The organism is Streptomyces griseorubiginosus (assembly GCF_017614965.1).
GTDB lineage: Bacteria > Actinomycetota > Actinomycetes > Streptomycetales > Streptomycetaceae > Streptomyces > Streptomyces griseorubiginosus_B.
The window spans coordinates 1-14,438 of the sequence record NZ_WVUG01000230.1; the positions used below are offsets into that span (position 1 = coordinate 1).

At 71.0% G+C, this 14,438-nt stretch carries 12 protein-coding genes and 2 tRNA genes; 3 read left to right on the forward strand and 11 right to left on the reverse strand.

The genetic code is table 11. The features are described 5' to 3' along the window. Positions 1 to 306 precede the first annotated feature (306 nt). The 3 genes from GRC12_RS31810 to leuS form a co-directional block, all read right to left on the reverse strand. Positions 307 to 1,152: a DegV family protein gene (locus tag GRC12_RS31810; RefSeq protein ID WP_208783002.1), complete on the reverse strand. Its 846-nt coding sequence runs from the start codon at positions 1,150 to 1,152 to the stop codon at positions 307 to 309. Between the two features lie 72 nt (positions 1,153 to 1,224). Continuing rightward, the gene (locus GRC12_RS31815; protein ID WP_208783003.1) at positions 1,225 to 1,953 is read right to left on the reverse strand and encodes a hypothetical protein; all 729 of its coding nucleotides are present in this window, start codon (positions 1,951 to 1,953) and stop codon (positions 1,225 to 1,227) included. Positions 1,954 to 2,127: 174 nt separating this feature from the next. Next, complete coding sequence (gene leuS / locus GRC12_RS31820; RefSeq protein ID WP_208783004.1) at positions 2,128 to 5,001, reverse strand: leucine--tRNA ligase; 2,874 nt, start codon at positions 4,999 to 5,001, stop codon at positions 2,128 to 2,130. Between the two features lie 419 nt (positions 5,002 to 5,420). Between leuS and GRC12_RS31825 the strand changes: the two genes are divergently transcribed. Then, the gene (locus GRC12_RS31825; protein WP_208783005.1) at positions 5,421 to 6,749 is read left to right on the forward strand and encodes a cytochrome b/b6 domain-containing protein; all 1,329 of its coding nucleotides are present in this window, start codon (positions 5,421 to 5,423) and stop codon (positions 6,747 to 6,749) included. Next, positions 6,746 to 8,362 carry an NADH-quinone oxidoreductase subunit NuoF family protein gene (locus tag GRC12_RS31830; protein ID WP_208783006.1) on the forward strand — a complete coding sequence of 539 codons (1,617 nt, stop codon included), beginning with the start codon at positions 6,746 to 6,748 and terminating at the stop codon, positions 8,360 to 8,362. Before GRC12_RS31825 ends, GRC12_RS31830 begins: the two co-directional genes overlap by 4 nt. A 130-nt stretch (positions 8,363 to 8,492) precedes the next feature. Here the strand turns inward: GRC12_RS31830 and GRC12_RS31835 are convergent. The 4 genes from GRC12_RS31835 to GRC12_RS31850 all read right to left on the reverse strand — a co-directional run bounded on the left by GRC12_RS31835 (position 8,493) and on the right by GRC12_RS31850 (position 10,623). Further along, a tRNA-Ala gene (locus GRC12_RS31835) sits at positions 8,493 to 8,565 on the reverse strand. A 105-nt stretch (positions 8,566 to 8,670) separates the two neighbouring features. Beyond that, a complete protein-coding gene (locus GRC12_RS31840) occupies positions 8,671 to 8,904 on the reverse strand; it encodes a hypothetical protein (protein ID WP_003976229.1) in 234 nt (77 codons plus the stop codon). A gap of 3 nt (positions 8,905 to 8,907) precedes the next feature. Then, entirely contained in the window at positions 8,908 to 9,081 is a 174-nt protein-coding gene (locus GRC12_RS31845) for a hypothetical protein (RefSeq protein WP_133041029.1), read from the reverse strand. Positions 9,082 to 9,150: 69 nt separating this feature from the next. Beyond that, positions 9,151 to 10,623: an MFS transporter gene (locus GRC12_RS31850; protein WP_208783007.1), complete on the reverse strand. Its 1,473-nt coding sequence runs from the start codon at positions 10,621 to 10,623 to the stop codon at positions 9,151 to 9,153. Between the two features lie 131 nt (positions 10,624 to 10,754). Between GRC12_RS31850 and GRC12_RS31855 the strand changes: the two genes are divergently transcribed. Then, on the forward strand, positions 10,755 to 11,621 hold the full coding sequence (locus GRC12_RS31855; protein WP_208783008.1) for a helix-turn-helix transcriptional regulator: 867 nt from the start codon (positions 10,755 to 10,757) through the stop codon (positions 11,619 to 11,621). A 28-nt stretch (positions 11,622 to 11,649) separates the two neighbouring features. Here the strand turns inward: GRC12_RS31855 and GRC12_RS31860 are convergent. From GRC12_RS31860 to GRC12_RS31875, 4 genes are all read right to left on the reverse strand, one after another. Next, positions 11,650 to 11,722, reverse strand: a tRNA-Ala gene (locus GRC12_RS31860). A 78-nt stretch (positions 11,723 to 11,800) separates the two neighbouring features. Next, positions 11,801 to 12,472 carry a histidine phosphatase family protein gene (locus GRC12_RS31865; protein WP_208783009.1) on the reverse strand — a complete coding sequence of 224 codons (672 nt, stop codon included), beginning with the start codon at positions 12,470 to 12,472 and terminating at the stop codon, positions 11,801 to 11,803. After that, positions 12,472 to 12,915 carry a ribosome silencing factor gene (rsfS, locus tag GRC12_RS31870; protein ID WP_208783010.1) on the reverse strand — a complete coding sequence of 148 codons (444 nt, stop codon included), beginning with the start codon at positions 12,913 to 12,915 and terminating at the stop codon, positions 12,472 to 12,474. Before rsfS ends, GRC12_RS31865 begins: the two co-directional genes overlap by 1 nt. 101 nt (positions 12,916 to 13,016) lie before the next feature. Next, a partial coding sequence (locus GRC12_RS31875; RefSeq protein ID WP_208783011.1) for an LCP family protein occupies positions 13,017 to 14,438 on the reverse strand: 1,422 nt, incomplete at its 5' end.

The following is a 14,438-nucleotide window of genomic DNA, read 5'->3' on the forward strand; positions in this document are numbered from 1 at the left end:
CCCCTCCGGCCGTTCGGGAAAGAGCACCTCCGCCCGCCGACGGAGCGCCTCCGCCGACTCGTGCCGATGCCGGGCCCGCCCCCGGCTCCCTGCGGGTGCGCGACGATGGCGAATCCGGCCGTCCGTGGCGGGGCCGCGTCCGGGGCCGCTGGAGACGGTCGCTGTGCGTGAACGTGATCGAAGTGCCATGCGGCGAGGATCACCCACTCCGCCACCACCGCGATGATCTTGCTCAATTCCCGGGGATTACCCACCGGTTGTGGACAACTCCGCCACCCGCACGGGTGAAAACGAGTGGTGTCACCGTCACCGCGGCGAGACCACGACCCCCAGCAGCCCGGGCCCGGTGTGCGCCCCGATCACCGCCCCGACCTCGCTCACATGCAGGTCCGCCATCCCGGGCACCCTCGCCCGCAGCCGGTCCGCCAGCGCCGAGGCCCGGTCGGGGGCGGCGAGATGGTGGACGGCGATGTCGACCGGCGCGCTGCCGGCCCGGTCGGCCGCGATCTCCTCCAGGCGGGCGATCGCCCTGGACGCGGTCCGGACCTTCTCGAGGAGTTCGATTCTCCCGCCGTCCAGTTGGAGCAGCGGTTTCACGGCGAGCGCCGAACCCAGCAGCGCCTGCGCCGCGCCGATCCGGCCGCCCCGGCGCAGATAGTCGAGGGTGTCGACGTAGAAGTAGGCGGAGGTGCCCGAGGCCCGCTTCTCCGCGGCCGTGACGGCCTCGTCCACCGTGCCGCCCGCCTCGGCCGCCTCCGCGGCGGCGAGCGCGCAGAAGCCGAGGGCCATCGCGACCGTCCCGGTGTCCACCACCCGCACCGGCACCGGTGCCTCACGCGCCGCGAGGACCGCCGCGTCGAAGGTGCCCGACAGTTCGGCGGAGAGGTGCAGGGAGACGATGCCGGTGGCGCCGGACTCGGCGACCTTGCGGTAGGTCTCGGCGAAGAGCTGGGGGCTGGGCCGCGAGGTGGTGACGGGGCGCCGCTTCTGCAGTGCCTGGGCCAGCGAACGGGTCGAGATCTCGGTGCCCTCGTCCAGCGCCTCGCCACCGAGGACCACGGTCAGGGGGACCGCTGTGATGCCGTGACGCTCCATCGTCCGCGGCGGCAGGTAGGCCGTTGAATCGGTGACGATCGCGACATGGCGGGACATGAGCTGGAGGTTACCTGGCGTAGTGCCCTTACGGCAGCCCGGCCCCTGTCACCTGGTCTGCCCTTGACCGGATCAAGTAGTGCTCTCGGGACGGGGTTTCTTCTGCCAGGGGTAGCTCGGGCGCTGTCCCGGAGGGGTGATGGCGGCCCGCGTCGGCTCCTCGGTCCGGCGCGGTGTCTCCGGCCAGGTCTGCTGCGCCGTCGCGTTGTCGGCGGCCGGGGCGTCCGGCCACGGCGGCGGGGCGGCGGACGGCTCCTCCTTCGTCCAGTGCCGCAGGGCGCCCGCCTCCACGTCGATCTGGGCGCTGAGCGTGTCCAGGTCGTCCGCGGCGAACCGGTGGGCCCGGTCCCGGGCCGCCCAGCGCAGGGAGTCGGCGGACTGGGTGATGCGCTCGGTGCGGGCGCGCAGGTCGGGCAGCCGCTGGGCGAGTGTCGCGCGGTCGGGTTCGCCCTCGAGGCGCTTGAGCTCGCCGTCCAGTTCGTGCCCGTGCACGCTCAGTCGCCGGAAGAGGTCCACGGACTCCTTCAGGGACTGGTCGTCCCGGGCGCCCGCGTGCAGCGCGTCCTGGGTGGCGCGCATCGAGGTGCGCAGCTTCAGGCGCAGCGCGGCGACCTCGGCCGCCGGCCCCTGCTGCACGAAGCTCTTGGCGCGCAGGGTGTGGTCCTCGACCGTGCGCCGGGCCTGGTCGATGGTGCGGTCCACGCCGCGCTTGGCGGCGCCGATCACCTTGACGGTGGCGTAGGCGCCGAGCACCAGGAAGAGGACGAAGAGCAGGGCGAACACTGCGATCACTGCTTCCACTGTGCTCCTCCTCCGGGCTGTCGCGACATGTCGCGCGGCTCTTCCACGGTAAACGAGGCGGGCAGGTCCGGAGTTCCAGAAGAACCCCGAACCTGCCCGTGGAAGACCCGGATCCTGCCCGTAGGGGACTACCCGGAGACGGCGGACGTGTCGCCCGCCCCACCTGCCCGACGGCTACGCGGGAACGATGTTGACCAGCTTCGGCTCACGCACGATGACCTTGCGGATCCCGGCGCCCTCCAGTGCCGCGACGACCTTCTCGTCCGCCAGCGCCACCTTCTCCAGCTCCTCCGCGGAGATGGACGGCGGCACTTCCAGGCGGGCCTTTACCTTGCCCCTGATCTGCACGACGCAGGTCACGGCCTCGTCGACCACGTACCGCGGGTCGGCGACCGGGAAGTCCTGGTGGACGACCGAGTCGGTGTGGCCCAGCTTGCGCCACAGCTCCTCGGCGATGTGCGGGGCCAGCGGCGCGATCAGCAGCACCAGCGGCTCGGCGACCGAGCGCGGCACGGTGCCGCCCGCCTTGGTCAGGTGGTTGTTCAGCTCCGTGACCTTGGCGATGGCGGTGTTGAAGCGCAGGCCCTCCAGGTCCTGGCGCACTCCGTCGATCGCCTTGTGCAGGGCGCGCAGCGTGTCCTCGTCGGGCTCGGCGTCGGAGACGGTGACCTCACCGCTCGCCTCGTCGACGATGTTGCGCCACAGCCGCTGCAGCAGCCGGAACTGGCCGACCACCGCGCGCGTGTCCCACGGCCGGGAGACGTCCAGCGGGCCCATCGCCATCTCGTACAGGCGCAGAGTGTCGGCGCCGTACTCGGCGCAGATCTCGTCCGGAGTGACCGCGTTCTTCAGGGACTTGCCCATCTTGCCCAGCAGCCGGGAGACCTTCTCGCCCTGGTGGTAGTAGGCGCCGTCGCGCTCCTCCACCTCGGCGGCCGGTACGGCGATGCCCCGGCTGTCGCGGTAGACGTAGGCCTGGATCATGCCCTGGTTGAACAGCTTGTGGAACGGCTCCGCGGAGGAGACGTGCCCCAGGTCGTACAGCACCTTGGACCAGAAGCGGGCGTACAGCAGGTGCAGCACGGCGTGCTCGGCGCCGCCGACGTACAGGTCGACGCCGCCGTGCGGCATGCCCGCGCGCGGGCCCATCCAGTACCGCTCGATCTCCGGGTCGACCAGCTGCTCGGCGTTGTGCGGGTCCAGGTAGCGCAGTTCGTACCAGCAGGAGCCGGCCCAGTTGGGCATGGTGTTGGTCTCACGGCGGTACTTCTTCGGGCCGTCGCCCAGGTCCAGGGTGACGTCGACCCACTCCTCGTTCCGCGACAGCGGGGTCTCGGGCTGGGTGTCGGCGTCGTCCGGGTCGAAGGTGCGCGGGCTGTAGTCCTCGACCTCGGGCAGCTCCAGCGGCAGCACCGACTCGGGCAGGGCGTGCGCCACGCCGTCCTCGTCGTAGACGATCGGGAAGGGCTCGCCCCAGTAGCGCTGGCGGCTGAACAGCCAGTCGCGCAGCCGGAAGTTGACCGTTCCCTCGCCGATGCCCTTGCGCTCCAGCCACTCGGTGATGCGCGCCTTGGCCTCGGCGACGGGCAGGCCGTCCAGGGAGATGTCGTCGTTCGAGGAGTTGATGATCTTCGCCTCGTACGACGCGAAGGCGTCCTCCCACGTCGAGGTGTCGGTGCCGCGTCCGTCGGTCGGCTCGACGATGCAGACGATCGGCAGCTCGAAGGCGCGCGCGAACTCGAAGTCGCGCTGGTCGCCCGCCGGGACGGCCATGATCGCGCCGGTGCCGTAGCCCATCAGCACGTAGTCGGCGATGAACACCGGGATCTGCTCGCCGTTGACCGGGTTGGTCGCGTAGGCGCCGATGAAGACACCGGTCTTGTCCTTGGCCTCGGCCTGCCGCTCCACGTCGGACTTGGAGGCGGCCTGCGCGCGGTAGGCGGCGACGGCCTCGGCGGGCGTGGCGTGACCGCCGGTCCACACCTCGTGGGTGCCCTCCGGCCAGGCGGCCGGGGTGAACTTCTCGACCAGCGGGTGCTCCGGGGCCAGCACCATGTAGGAGGCGCCGAACAGGGTGTCCGGGCGGGTGGTGAAGACCGTGATTCGCTCGCCGTCGATCGGGAAGTCGACGCGGGCGCCCTCGGAGCGGCCGATCCAGTTGCGCTGCTGCAGCTTGATCGCCTCGGGCCAGTCCAGCGCCTCCAGGTCCCGCAGCAGCCGGTCGGCGTAGGCGGTGATGCGCATGTTCCACTGGCGCAGCTTGGCCTTGAAGACGGGGAAGTTGCCGCGCTCGGAGCGGCCGTCGGCGGTGACCTCCTCGTTGGCCAGCACGGTGCCCAGGCCCGGGCACCAGTTGACCGGCGCGTCGGAGGCGTAGGCCAGCCGGAACTCGCCCAGGACGTCGGCGCGCTCCGTGGCGCTCAGCTCGTGCCACGCGCGCGTGTGGCCGGGTACGACGCGCTCACCGGTCTCGAACTGGGCGATCAGCTCGGAGATCGGACGGGCCCGGTCCGCCTCGTCGTCGTACCAGGAGTTGAAGATCTGCAGGAAGATCCACTGGGTCCACTTGTAGTACTCCGGGTCGATCGTGGCGAACGACCGGCGCTTGTCGTGGCCCAGGCCCAGCCGGCGCAGCTGGACCTTCATGTTCTCGATGTTGGCCTCGGTGGAGACACGCGGGTGCGTGCCGGTCTGCACCGCGTACTGCTCGGCGGGCAGGCCGAAGGCGTCGAAGCCCAGGGTGTGCAGGACGTTGTGGCCCGTCATGCGCTGGAAGCGCGCGAAGACGTCGGTGGCGATGTAGCCCAGCGGGTGGCCGACGTGCAGGCCCGCACCGGAGGGGTACGGGAACATGTCCATGATGTACTTCTTGGGGCGGGCGACGACCTCCGGGTCGCCGGCCAGGTCACCCTCGGGGTTCGGCGCCGCGTACGTGCCCTCGGCGTCCCAGAAGTCCTGCCAGCGTGCCTCGATCTCGGCCGCCATCGCGGCCGTGTAGCGGTGCGGCGCGACCACCTCGGCGGTGGCAGCGGGGTTCGTCTCGCTCATGATCCTCAAGCTCCATCGGTCGTCTCTGCCAGCGGCTGCTCGTTGCCGGAAACGAAAAATCCCCTCGCACAGGAGGGGACGCCGCGCCGATTCCGACCATCCGGTCCGCCCGGTGGTCGGGACTGATCAGCGCGGCCCGCTAAGCAGAAGGCGTACGGCACGCATGGCGTTAGGGTACCGCAGCGCTTGAGCACGATGCGACGCGCTTCCGTATGGGTCCTTGGCACCGGGCGCATGTCCGGTGCCACAACTGAATAACGGTCAAAGTTACTTCGCGTAACACCCGACACCCGGACATCACAACGACTGCGTTGTCCTTAGGTAACAGCGCAATAACTCAAACCTCGTACCGATCGGTATGGCGCCACTTAGAGTTCGGCAGCGGGACCGCTTTCCCGAAACTGCTCGGAGTTGCCCCCATGAACCCTCGTCGTAGTAACAGCTCGCTCCCCAAGCCCGGCCGGTCGGCCTATGGGGTGGCGACGGCTGTCGTCCTGCTGCTGATACCCATAGTCGTGCTGGCCGGCGGCGACTGGCTGCAGCAGTTTTTGAACTTCGGTGCGGGCGTGCTGTCGCTCGTCCTGCTCACCTGCTCGGTGATCTGGGGCCTGGTGGCCCAGGACCGGCTCATCCTCAACATCCGCCAGCGGATCGTGGCGCAGGGCATCCACCGGGTGACCGCCGTCGCGTCCATCGCGTTCCTGATCGTCCACATCGGCGTCAAGATCGCGCTGGACCACGCCGGCTGGATCGCGGCCCTGATCCCCTTCGGCATGGTGTTCACCGGCGGCGGCGCGAACCCCGGCAGCGCCACGCTCATCGGCATGGGTTCGCTGGCCGCGTACCTGATGATCTTCGTCGGTGTCACCGGCGCGCTGCGCAACCAGTTCGCCTCCCCCGCGCCGGTCGCCGCCCGTTGGCGTGCCATGCACATGCTGGCCTACCCGTCCTGGTGCGCGGCCCTGATCCACGGTCTGTACGCGGGACGTCCGGCGAAGCCGTTCTTCATGGTGTCGTACGAGCTGTGCGTGGTCGCCGTGGCCGCGGCCCTCGCCCTGCGCTCGGCCCCGCGCCCGTTCAAGCGCAAGGTCGCCGACCGGCTCGCCATGCTGCTCGGCAACGAGCCGATGTCCGTCCGGGACGATCTCGAGTCCAGCCGCGCGCGCGTGGCCGAGGCCTCCTCCGCACTGCCGGGCTACGAGGCCCGCGCGCCGCGTCAGGCACCCCAGGCGCCCATGGACACGGGGCCCTCCCCCGCCACCGCCGGCTTCTACGACACCGGCTCCTCGCGCACCATGACCCCGGACTCCACCGGCGGCTTCGCGGCCGCCTACCGCGCCGTCACGCCCCAGCAGCGCGCCCAGCAGCCCTACGGAGCCGACCAGACGGCCCGCATGGACCTGCCCATGGACATGCAGGGCACGGGGGGCATCCCGCGCGTGGACAGCGGCGGCAGCACCTCGGGCACCTGGCCGGTCCCCACGCCGCCGCCGGTCGGCGAGGCGCCCCCGTCGGCGTACGACCCGATGCAGGACACGGGATACAACATCCCGGCCTATGGCAATTCGGGCACCGCGGCGTACCGGAACAGTGATGTGTACGACACCGGTGAGACAAACAACCTCTACGGGACGTACAACCCGAACGACACGTACAACAGCGGTCCCGCCAATCAACCTCCCGGTGAGTCGTTCGACGCATCGGGTTCGGGCGAACCTTGGAACACGCCTTCCGGAGGCTATAGGTGAACGAGGCCCTGCCCGACGTTCCAGAAGTCCGCGTGGTCGGTCTTCCGCAGCTCACGTCGGGCTTCGACCTTGTCGAAAGACTCGATCTGCCCATGCACCTCAAGGTGCACGGGCCGCTCGACCCCCTCGGCGGCGAGGCACTCGCCAAGCTCGCCGAGAACATCAGCCTGAAGGGCCGCGGCGGCGCGGGCTTCCCCTTCCACAAGAAGCTGCGCTCGGTCGCCGAAGCGGCGATCAAGCGCGGTGTGCGGCCCGTCGTGGTCGTCAACGGCAGCGAGGACGAGCCGGCCTGCCGCAAGGACACGGTGCTCATCAACCGTGCCCCGCACCTCATCCTGGACGGCGCGCTGCTGTGCGCCGAGGCCCTGGGCGCCCGCACGCTCGTGATCGGTGTCACCCGGGAGTCCACCCAGCGCTCCATGGAGGCCGCCCTCGCCGAACGCGGTCTGAGCAACAGCCGCCGCTCGGCCCTCAAGGCGTTCGTCCAGCGCAACCCGGTCCGCATGGTGACCGGCGCGGCCGCGTCGCTGATCCGGTCGATCGACGGCGGCCCGGCGATCCCGCCCGGCCGCAAGGTCAGCGCCTCGCAGAACGGCGTCGGCGGCGCGCCCACGCTGCTGTCGAACGCCGAGACCTTCGCCCAGCTGGCCATCGCCGCCCGCATCGGCCCCGAGCGCTACGGCAACACCGGCCTGTACGACGAGCCGGGCACCGTCATGCTCACCGTCTCCGGCGCGGTCGCCCGCCCCATGGTGATCGAGGTCCCCACGGGCGTACCGCTGCGCTACGTGCTGCAGCTGGCCGGCGCCCCGCCGGTCCCGCAGGGTGTGCTGACCGGCGGCTACCACGGGAAGTGGATCGACGCGGCGACCGTCAACGAGGCGGTCATCTCCCGCAACTCCCTGGACGCGGTGGGCGGTGCGCTGGGCGCCGGCGCGATCCTGCCGATCAGTCAGGAGACCTGCCCGCTCGGCGAGTCACTGCGGGTGGCGCAGTGGCTGGCCGAGGAGAGCGCGGGCCAGTGCGGTCCCTGCTACCTCGGTCTGCCGGCCGCCGCGCGCGGCATGGAGGACATCATCAACGGCGGCGGTCCGGCCGCTCTGGAGGCCCTCAAGCAGGTCGCCAAGAACGTCAAGCGGCGCGGTGCGTGCTCGCACCCGGACGGCTCCGCGATGTTCCTGGAGTCGACCATCAAGGCGTTCACCGACGACCTGGCCGCCCATGTCCTCGGAAACGGCTGCGGACGGCCCGTGGAGGGCGTTCTGCCGCTCTTCGAGGGCGGCAAGATGCCGACGGGCATCCCGGGCGGCGCGGAGGCCCCCGCGGACAACGGTGCCAGCCGCCAGAAGATCTACGTCGACTGGACACTGTGCCGGGGCCACGGGCTGTGCGCGGACATCCTCCCGGAGGTCTTCGAGCTGGGCGCCGACGGCTTCCCGACCGTCGCCCAGGCGCAGGTGCCGCGCTACGCGGAGGCCAAGGCGGTGCGCGCGGTGCGCCGCTGCCCGGCGCTGGCCCTGCGCATCGAGGAGGAGGCGCCCCGCGACCGCGCCCCCGCCCGCAACCTGCCGGTGCTCTCCCAGGGCCGCGGACGGCGCGCCCTGGGCCGCTGAGCCGCACGCACACGTCGAAGGGCCGCCCTACCGGGCGGCCCTTCCGTCTGCGCCGGCTCCCCCGGAAGCCAACTCCCCCTGAACACACGAAAGATCCCGCCGGATCGTGATGATCCGGCGGGATCTGCTGTGGAGCTAAGGAGAATTGAACTCCTGACCTCCTGCATGCCATGCAGGCGCTCTACCAACTGAGCTATAGCCCCTTGCGGTGTGTTCCGCCCGGTTTCCCCGGCGGCGACGCCAACATTACACGGTCGACCGGGTGGAACACCAAATCGTTTGCCCGAGGCCCGCGCGCGGGAGGCGCCTCAGGCCGTCACGAACGAGTAGAACCGCTTGAGCGTGCAGTGCTCCTCCAGAAGACGGCCGTAGATCGGCTCGCCCTCCAGCTCGCGGTAGGTCTCGATCGGGTCACCCTTTATGATCAGCGCCCGCGCGCATTCCTCGCACCAGTACTGGTAGTCGGGATTGACCGGTTCCATGTCGCGGACGATGGGCGTACCGCTGCCGCACCAGTCGCACTTCCGCCTGTGTGCACCCATCGATCAGCTCCAGCTGTGGCCGCAGGCCGTGCACACGTAGGAGATCCCGCCGTTGTCGCCGAGAACCTGCGCGACGTGGGCGGAACCACAGGAAGGGCAGCTCAGGCGGGTGACCGTGTCCCGTGTCGACGCCGCTTCGAGGAGGTGGCCGTCCTCCTCGAGGATGCTCGCAGGCATCACTGCTCCCTCCCGTCGGGCCGCGCCCCCTTCCGGCCGTTTGATTCTGCCACGGCCGGGCCGATACGGTCAGCGACGCCTCAGTACCAGTCCGGACACGGCACCCACCGCGGCCGTACCGGCCAGCGCGAACATGCACGCCAGAAGCGCCTCCGCAGAGGTATACGCCCCCGGGGCCCCAAGTGACTCAAGCCGGTTCAAGAACAGTGTGCCGAACGCGGCGACTCCGGTCAGCTGTCCCAGCTGTGCGACCGTGGCGAGCAGGCCGCTGGCGTCCGCGGCGTCCTCCGGCCGGACCGTGGCCAAGGCGCGGGTCAGGGTCGGGCTGAAGCCGAGCGCGATGCCCACGCCGACACCGGCGTACGCCACGTACAGCGCCGCCCCGCCGCCGTCGCCGCCCTTCAGCAGCAGCCCCACGCCGATCACGGACAGGGCGGTCAGCACGAACCCGGCCGGCGTCAGCAGCCGCTGCCAGGACGCGGGCCAGGAGCGCCAGGTCAGTCCCACGACACCGAAGACGACCGCCGTCGGCGCGAATCCGAGGCCCGCGCGCAGGGCGCTGTACCCGAGGCCGCCCTGGACGTGCAGGGTGAGCGCGAACAGGAAGCCGCCGTTGACGGCCATGACCGCCAGGATGCGGAACACCGCCAGGCCCATGCCGGGCTGCCGCAGCACCCGTGGGGCGATGAGCGGGGCGCCGCCGCGCCGGGCAAGGCCGGACTCGTACCGGCTGAACAGCGCGAAGAGGACCGCCGCGCAGGCCAGGGAGAGCCAGGACCACAACGGCCAGTCCTGCTCCTGGCCGAGCACCAGCGGCACCGTGAACAGCGACACGGCCGCGCCGAGCAGCAGCAGACCGGGCAGGTCGAGACCACGCGCCCGCTCCGGTGCGGCCGCGTCCCTGGCCGGCAGGACCCGGCTTCCGAGGGCCAGCAGGGCGAGGCCCACGGGCACGTTCACCAGGAACACCGGCCGCCAGCTCGTGCCGAACAGGTCGGCGCTGACCAGGAGTCCGCCGACGACCTGCCCGGCGGCGGCGCCGACGGCGATGACGGCCGAGTACGCGCCGAGCGCCCGGGCCCGGGCCTCGCCGGTGAAGGTGCGCTGGATCAGGCTGAGCACCTGCGGGATCATCACGGCCGATCCGGCGCCCTGCACCAGCCGGAACACGATGAGTTCGGTCGCCCCCTGCGCGAGTCCGCAGGCCAGCGAGGCGGCGGTGAACAGGGCGAGCCCGGCGAGATGGACCCGGCCGTGACCCAGCCGGTCGCCGAGGCGGGCGCCGGTGATCAGCAGCACCGAGTACGTGATGGCGTATCCGGCGACGACCAGCTGCAAGTCGGAGCCGGAGGCGTGGAGTTCGGTGCCGATGGTCGGGGCCGCGACGTTCACGATGAACACGTCGAGCAGGGCCATGAACTGGGCGGCGAGCACCAGCGCGAGCAGCTGCCGGGACCGGTTGTCAGTGGCGGGGGCTTTACTGGGTGCGGGGCGTGGAGCGGGGACGGAACCCGGCCCCGTCCCGGGCGTGGTCGTCGTCATGCCGTCGAGCCTGACGACGACTCGGTACGGGTGCCGAGAGCCCGCCGATGCTGGTACTGACAGCACCTGGCAGCGGACAGGCCCGGCACTGAGGATGGGTGTACGACGGGGACGTGACGGGGGACGTGACGATGACGACGACACATCGCAAGCGGCCGGAGCTGGCCGCCTTCCTGCGCACGAGGCGGGCCCGGGTCACTCCGGCGGACGTCGGCATGCCCCCGGGGTCCAGGCGCCGCACACCGGGCCTGCGCCGCGAGGAGGTCGCCCAGCTCTCCGGCGTCGGCGTGACGTGGTACACCTGGCTGGAGCAGGGCCGCCCGATCAACGCCTCCGCGCAGGTCCTGGACGCGGTGGCGCGCACCCTGCGGCTGGACCCGCCGGAGCGGGAGCATCTGTACCGGCTGGCGGAGGTGCCCTTCGAACCGGTCCCGGAGCGGCTGACGCGGTCCGTCGGGCCGGAGGTGCAGGGCATCATCGACGCCCTCGACCCGCTCATGGCGGTGGTCTACAGCTCGCGGTACGACGTCCTGGCCACCAACGCCGCCTACCGCGCCCTGTTCCTGGTGCCGGAAACGGTCCGGATCGGCGTACCGAACGTGCTGTGGACGCTGTTCACGCTGCCGGAGGAGGTCTGCCCGGTGGTGTACCGCGACCGCGAGCTGCCGCTGATGGTGGCGACGCTGCGGTCCTGGTACGGCCGCCATGTGGGCGAGCCGGCCTGGGAGGGGTTCATCAGCGCACTGTCGGAGGCCAGTCCGCACTTCGCCCGGCTGTGGGCGAGCGGCGAGGTGACACCTCCGGGGCCGCGGGTGAAGACGTTCCGTCATGAGGCGGTGGGGGAACTGCGGATGGCCTCGCAGTCGCTGCAGATCGACGGGATGCCCGAGTGCCGCATCGTCGTCTACACGCCCGAGGACGAGGCGGCACGGGAGAAGGTGGCCCTGCTCCGGGAGCGCAGCGAGCGGGTGTGGCCAACGAGAAATCCCGCCTCCTGACGGAGGCGGGATCCCGGTGTGGAGCTTGTGGAGCTAAGGAGAATTGAACTCCTGACCTCCTGCATGCCATGCAGGCGCTCTACCAACTGAGCTATAGCCCCGTGTTCCCTCGTTCTCCCCGCTCGGCGGGGTGAACAAGAAGAACTTTAGCCTGCGACCTGCCGGAAAGTGAAATCCGCTCAGTCGTCGTCGCCGAGCACCGGTTCCGGCAGAGTGCCGGCGTTGTGCTCGAGCAGCCGCCAGCCGCGGGCGCCCTCGCCCAGGACCGACCAGCTGCAGTTGGAGAGACCGCCGAGGCTCTCCCAGTGGTGGGAATCCAGACCGAGCAGGCGCCCGATGGTGGTGCGGATCGTCCCGCCGTGGCTGACCACGACCAGGGTGCCGTCGTCGGGGAGCTTCTCGGCGTGCCGGAGCACCACGGGGGCGGCCCGGTCGGCCACCTCGGTCTCCAGCTCGCCGCCGCCCCGGCGGACCGGCTCGCCGCGCTTCCACGCGGCGTACTGCTCGCCGTACCGCTCGATGATCTCCTCGTGCGTCAGCCCCTGCCAGACGCCCGCGTAGGTCTCGCGCAGGCCCTCGTCGTGGGTGACCTCCAGGCCGGTGAGCGCGGCGAGCTCGGCCGCCGTGTGGGCCGCGCGCTGGAGGTCGGAGGCGACGATCGCGTCCGGTGCCAGGGCGACCAGCAGCCGGGCGGCGCGGCGGGCCTGGGCCAGCCCTGCCTCGGTCAGCGGGACGTCCGTGGTGCCCTGGAAGCGGCGCTCCACGTTCCACGATGTCTGGCCGTGCCGCCACAGGATGACGCGGCGGCCCCGCCCGGGGCGGCCGGCGGACACCTCACCGGTGGCGCCCATCACCACTCACCGCCGAGGTCGGCCGCCTCCTCGGCAGCCTGCAGCTTGGCGTGCTCCTCGCCCTTGCCGCGGGTGGCCTTGGCGTCGGCGGGCAGCTCCAGCTCGGGGCAGTCCTTCCACAGCCGCTCCAAGGCGTAGAAGACACGCTCCTCGCTGTGCTGGACGTGGACGACGATGTCGACGTAGTCGAGCAGTACCCAGCGGGCCTCGCGGTCGCCCTCGCGGCGCACCGGCTTGGCGCCGAGTTCCTTCTGCAGCCGCTCCTCGATCTCGTCGACGATCGACTTGACCTGGCGGTCGTTGGGCGCGGAGGCCAGCAGGAAGGCGTCCGTGATCGACAGGACGTCGCTGACGTCGTAGGCGATGACGTCGTGCGCGAGCTTGTCGGCGGCCGCCTGGGCGGCTGTGTGGATGAGTTCGATGGAGCGGTCGGTGGCGGTCACTACGTGGCTTTCGGTCGGCGGTCACTTGACACCAAGGGTCTCACGGACCGCCGGGCGCACCCCACGTGATTAAGGGATCACGTGGGGCGCCCGCCGGGTGACTAGGAGGCCGACGACGGCTTGTAGTCCTTGCCGAGGACCACCGAGACGTCGGCGTTCGCGCCGGTCTGGCCCTTGCTCACGGCGCTGGTGGGCAGGCCCAGGGTCTTGGCGACCTCGGTGGCGTCGTCCTTGTCCGCGGCGTCGGAGTAGACGACCTTGGACGTGGCCGAGGCACTGGCGGAGGTGCCGCCGTCGATGAAGGTGAAGCCGCCGTTGACGAGCGTCACGCGGGTCTTCTCGGTGTTGTCCTTCACACCGCTGGCGTTCTGCACGGAGACCCGGACGGCGGAGCCCTGGTCGGGGCTCTTGGCGGTGCCGCCGAGCACGTCCTTGACCACACTGGCGCTCGCCTGGGCGCTGAGCGTGCCGTCGTTCTGCACGGGCAGCAGGGCGGTCTTGTAGTCGCCCTCCTTGGCGAGGTCGGCGAGCTTGGCGAGGAAGGTGCCCAGGTCCTTGTCGGTCAGCGACGGGTCGAGGATCTGCGCGAGGGTCTGGACGGTCGTCGTGGCGCCCGAGGGGTCGGAGGACATCTTGCGCAGCACGCCCTGCATGACCTGCCCGAACCGCTCCAGCTGGGCGTTCTCGGCCTCCCCGGAGGCACGGTAGGTGGCGTAGGCGACGGCCATCTTCCCGCTGAGGGTCTGGTCCTTGCCGCGGTGGACGAGGGGCGCGCCGCCCTTCTTCTTGGCGCTCGGGTCGGGCACGTCCGCGTCGGTGTCGATGTCGATGTCGCCGACGAGGTCGACCAGGTTCTGCAGATAGGGCGTGTCCAGCCGCCAGGTGCCCTCGATGTTGGTGCCCAGGACCGTGTCGAGGGCGTCGCGGGTGCCGGAGGAGCCGTCGTCCTCGACGGACTTGGCGAGCGTGGTCGCGTTGCCCGTGTCGTCCGTCAGGGAGAGGGAGTTGGGCAGCAGCACGGTGGTGCCCTGCTTGGTGGTGGTGTTGTCGACGAGCAGTGCCGTGGAGGTGCCGCCCTTCGCGGTGTTGTGCAGGTGGACGACGATCACGTCTCGGTTCTGGGCGCCCGCGGCCGTCGCCGTGCCCTTCTTGGCGCCGGACTTGGACAGCCCGGGCAGCTTCCCGGCGTACCAGAGGTAGCCGACGCCGCCGACCGCGACCAGGGCCAGGGCCACCACGAGGGCGACGAGGCGGCTGCGGGCGCGGCGCTTGGCCTCCTCGCGGCGCTCGGTGCGGTTCTCGGTGAAGTTCAGCCAGTCGATGACGTCCTCGGAGTCACCGTCGGGCTGCTCGACGAAGGCGAACTGTTCGGTGCGGTAGTCCCGTTCGGCGGGGGCCTCGGTGTCGTCCCGTTCGGCTTCCGCCGGTCCGGCCTGCTGCGGGATGTGGGCGGTCTGCTCGGCGACCCGCGGCTGCTGCCCGCTGCTCGCGCCCTGCCCGTAGGGGTCGTACGGGGCGGCGGG

Bases quoted from the DNA above. Each gene is read 5' to 3' on its own strand.
- GRC12_RS31810 (WP_208783002.1), bottom strand. From the start codon at position 1,152: ATGTCCCGCCATGTCGCGATCGTCACCGATTCAACGGCCTACCTGCCG.
- leuS (WP_208783004.1), bottom strand. From the start codon at position 5,001: ATGAGCGAGACGAACCCCGCTGCCACCGCCGAGGTGGTCGCGCCGCAC.
- GRC12_RS31825 (WP_208783005.1), top strand. From the start codon at position 5,421: ATGAACCCTCGTCGTAGTAACAGCTCGCTCCCCAAGCCCGGCCGGTCG.
- GRC12_RS31840 (WP_003976229.1), bottom strand. From the start codon at position 8,904: ATGGGTGCACACAGGCGGAAGTGCGACTGGTGCGGCAGCGGTACGCCC.
- GRC12_RS31845 (WP_133041029.1), bottom strand. From the start codon at position 9,081: ATGCCTGCGAGCATCCTCGAGGAGGACGGCCACCTCCTCGAAGCGGCG.
- GRC12_RS31850 (WP_208783007.1), bottom strand. From the start codon at position 10,623: ATGACGACGACCACGCCCGGGACGGGGCCGGGTTCCGTCCCCGCTCCA.
- GRC12_RS31855 (WP_208783008.1), top strand. From the start codon at position 10,755: ATGACGACGACACATCGCAAGCGGCCGGAGCTGGCCGCCTTCCTGCGC.
- GRC12_RS31865 (WP_208783009.1), bottom strand. From the start codon at position 12,472: ATGGGCGCCACCGGTGAGGTGTCCGCCGGCCGCCCCGGGCGGGGCCGC.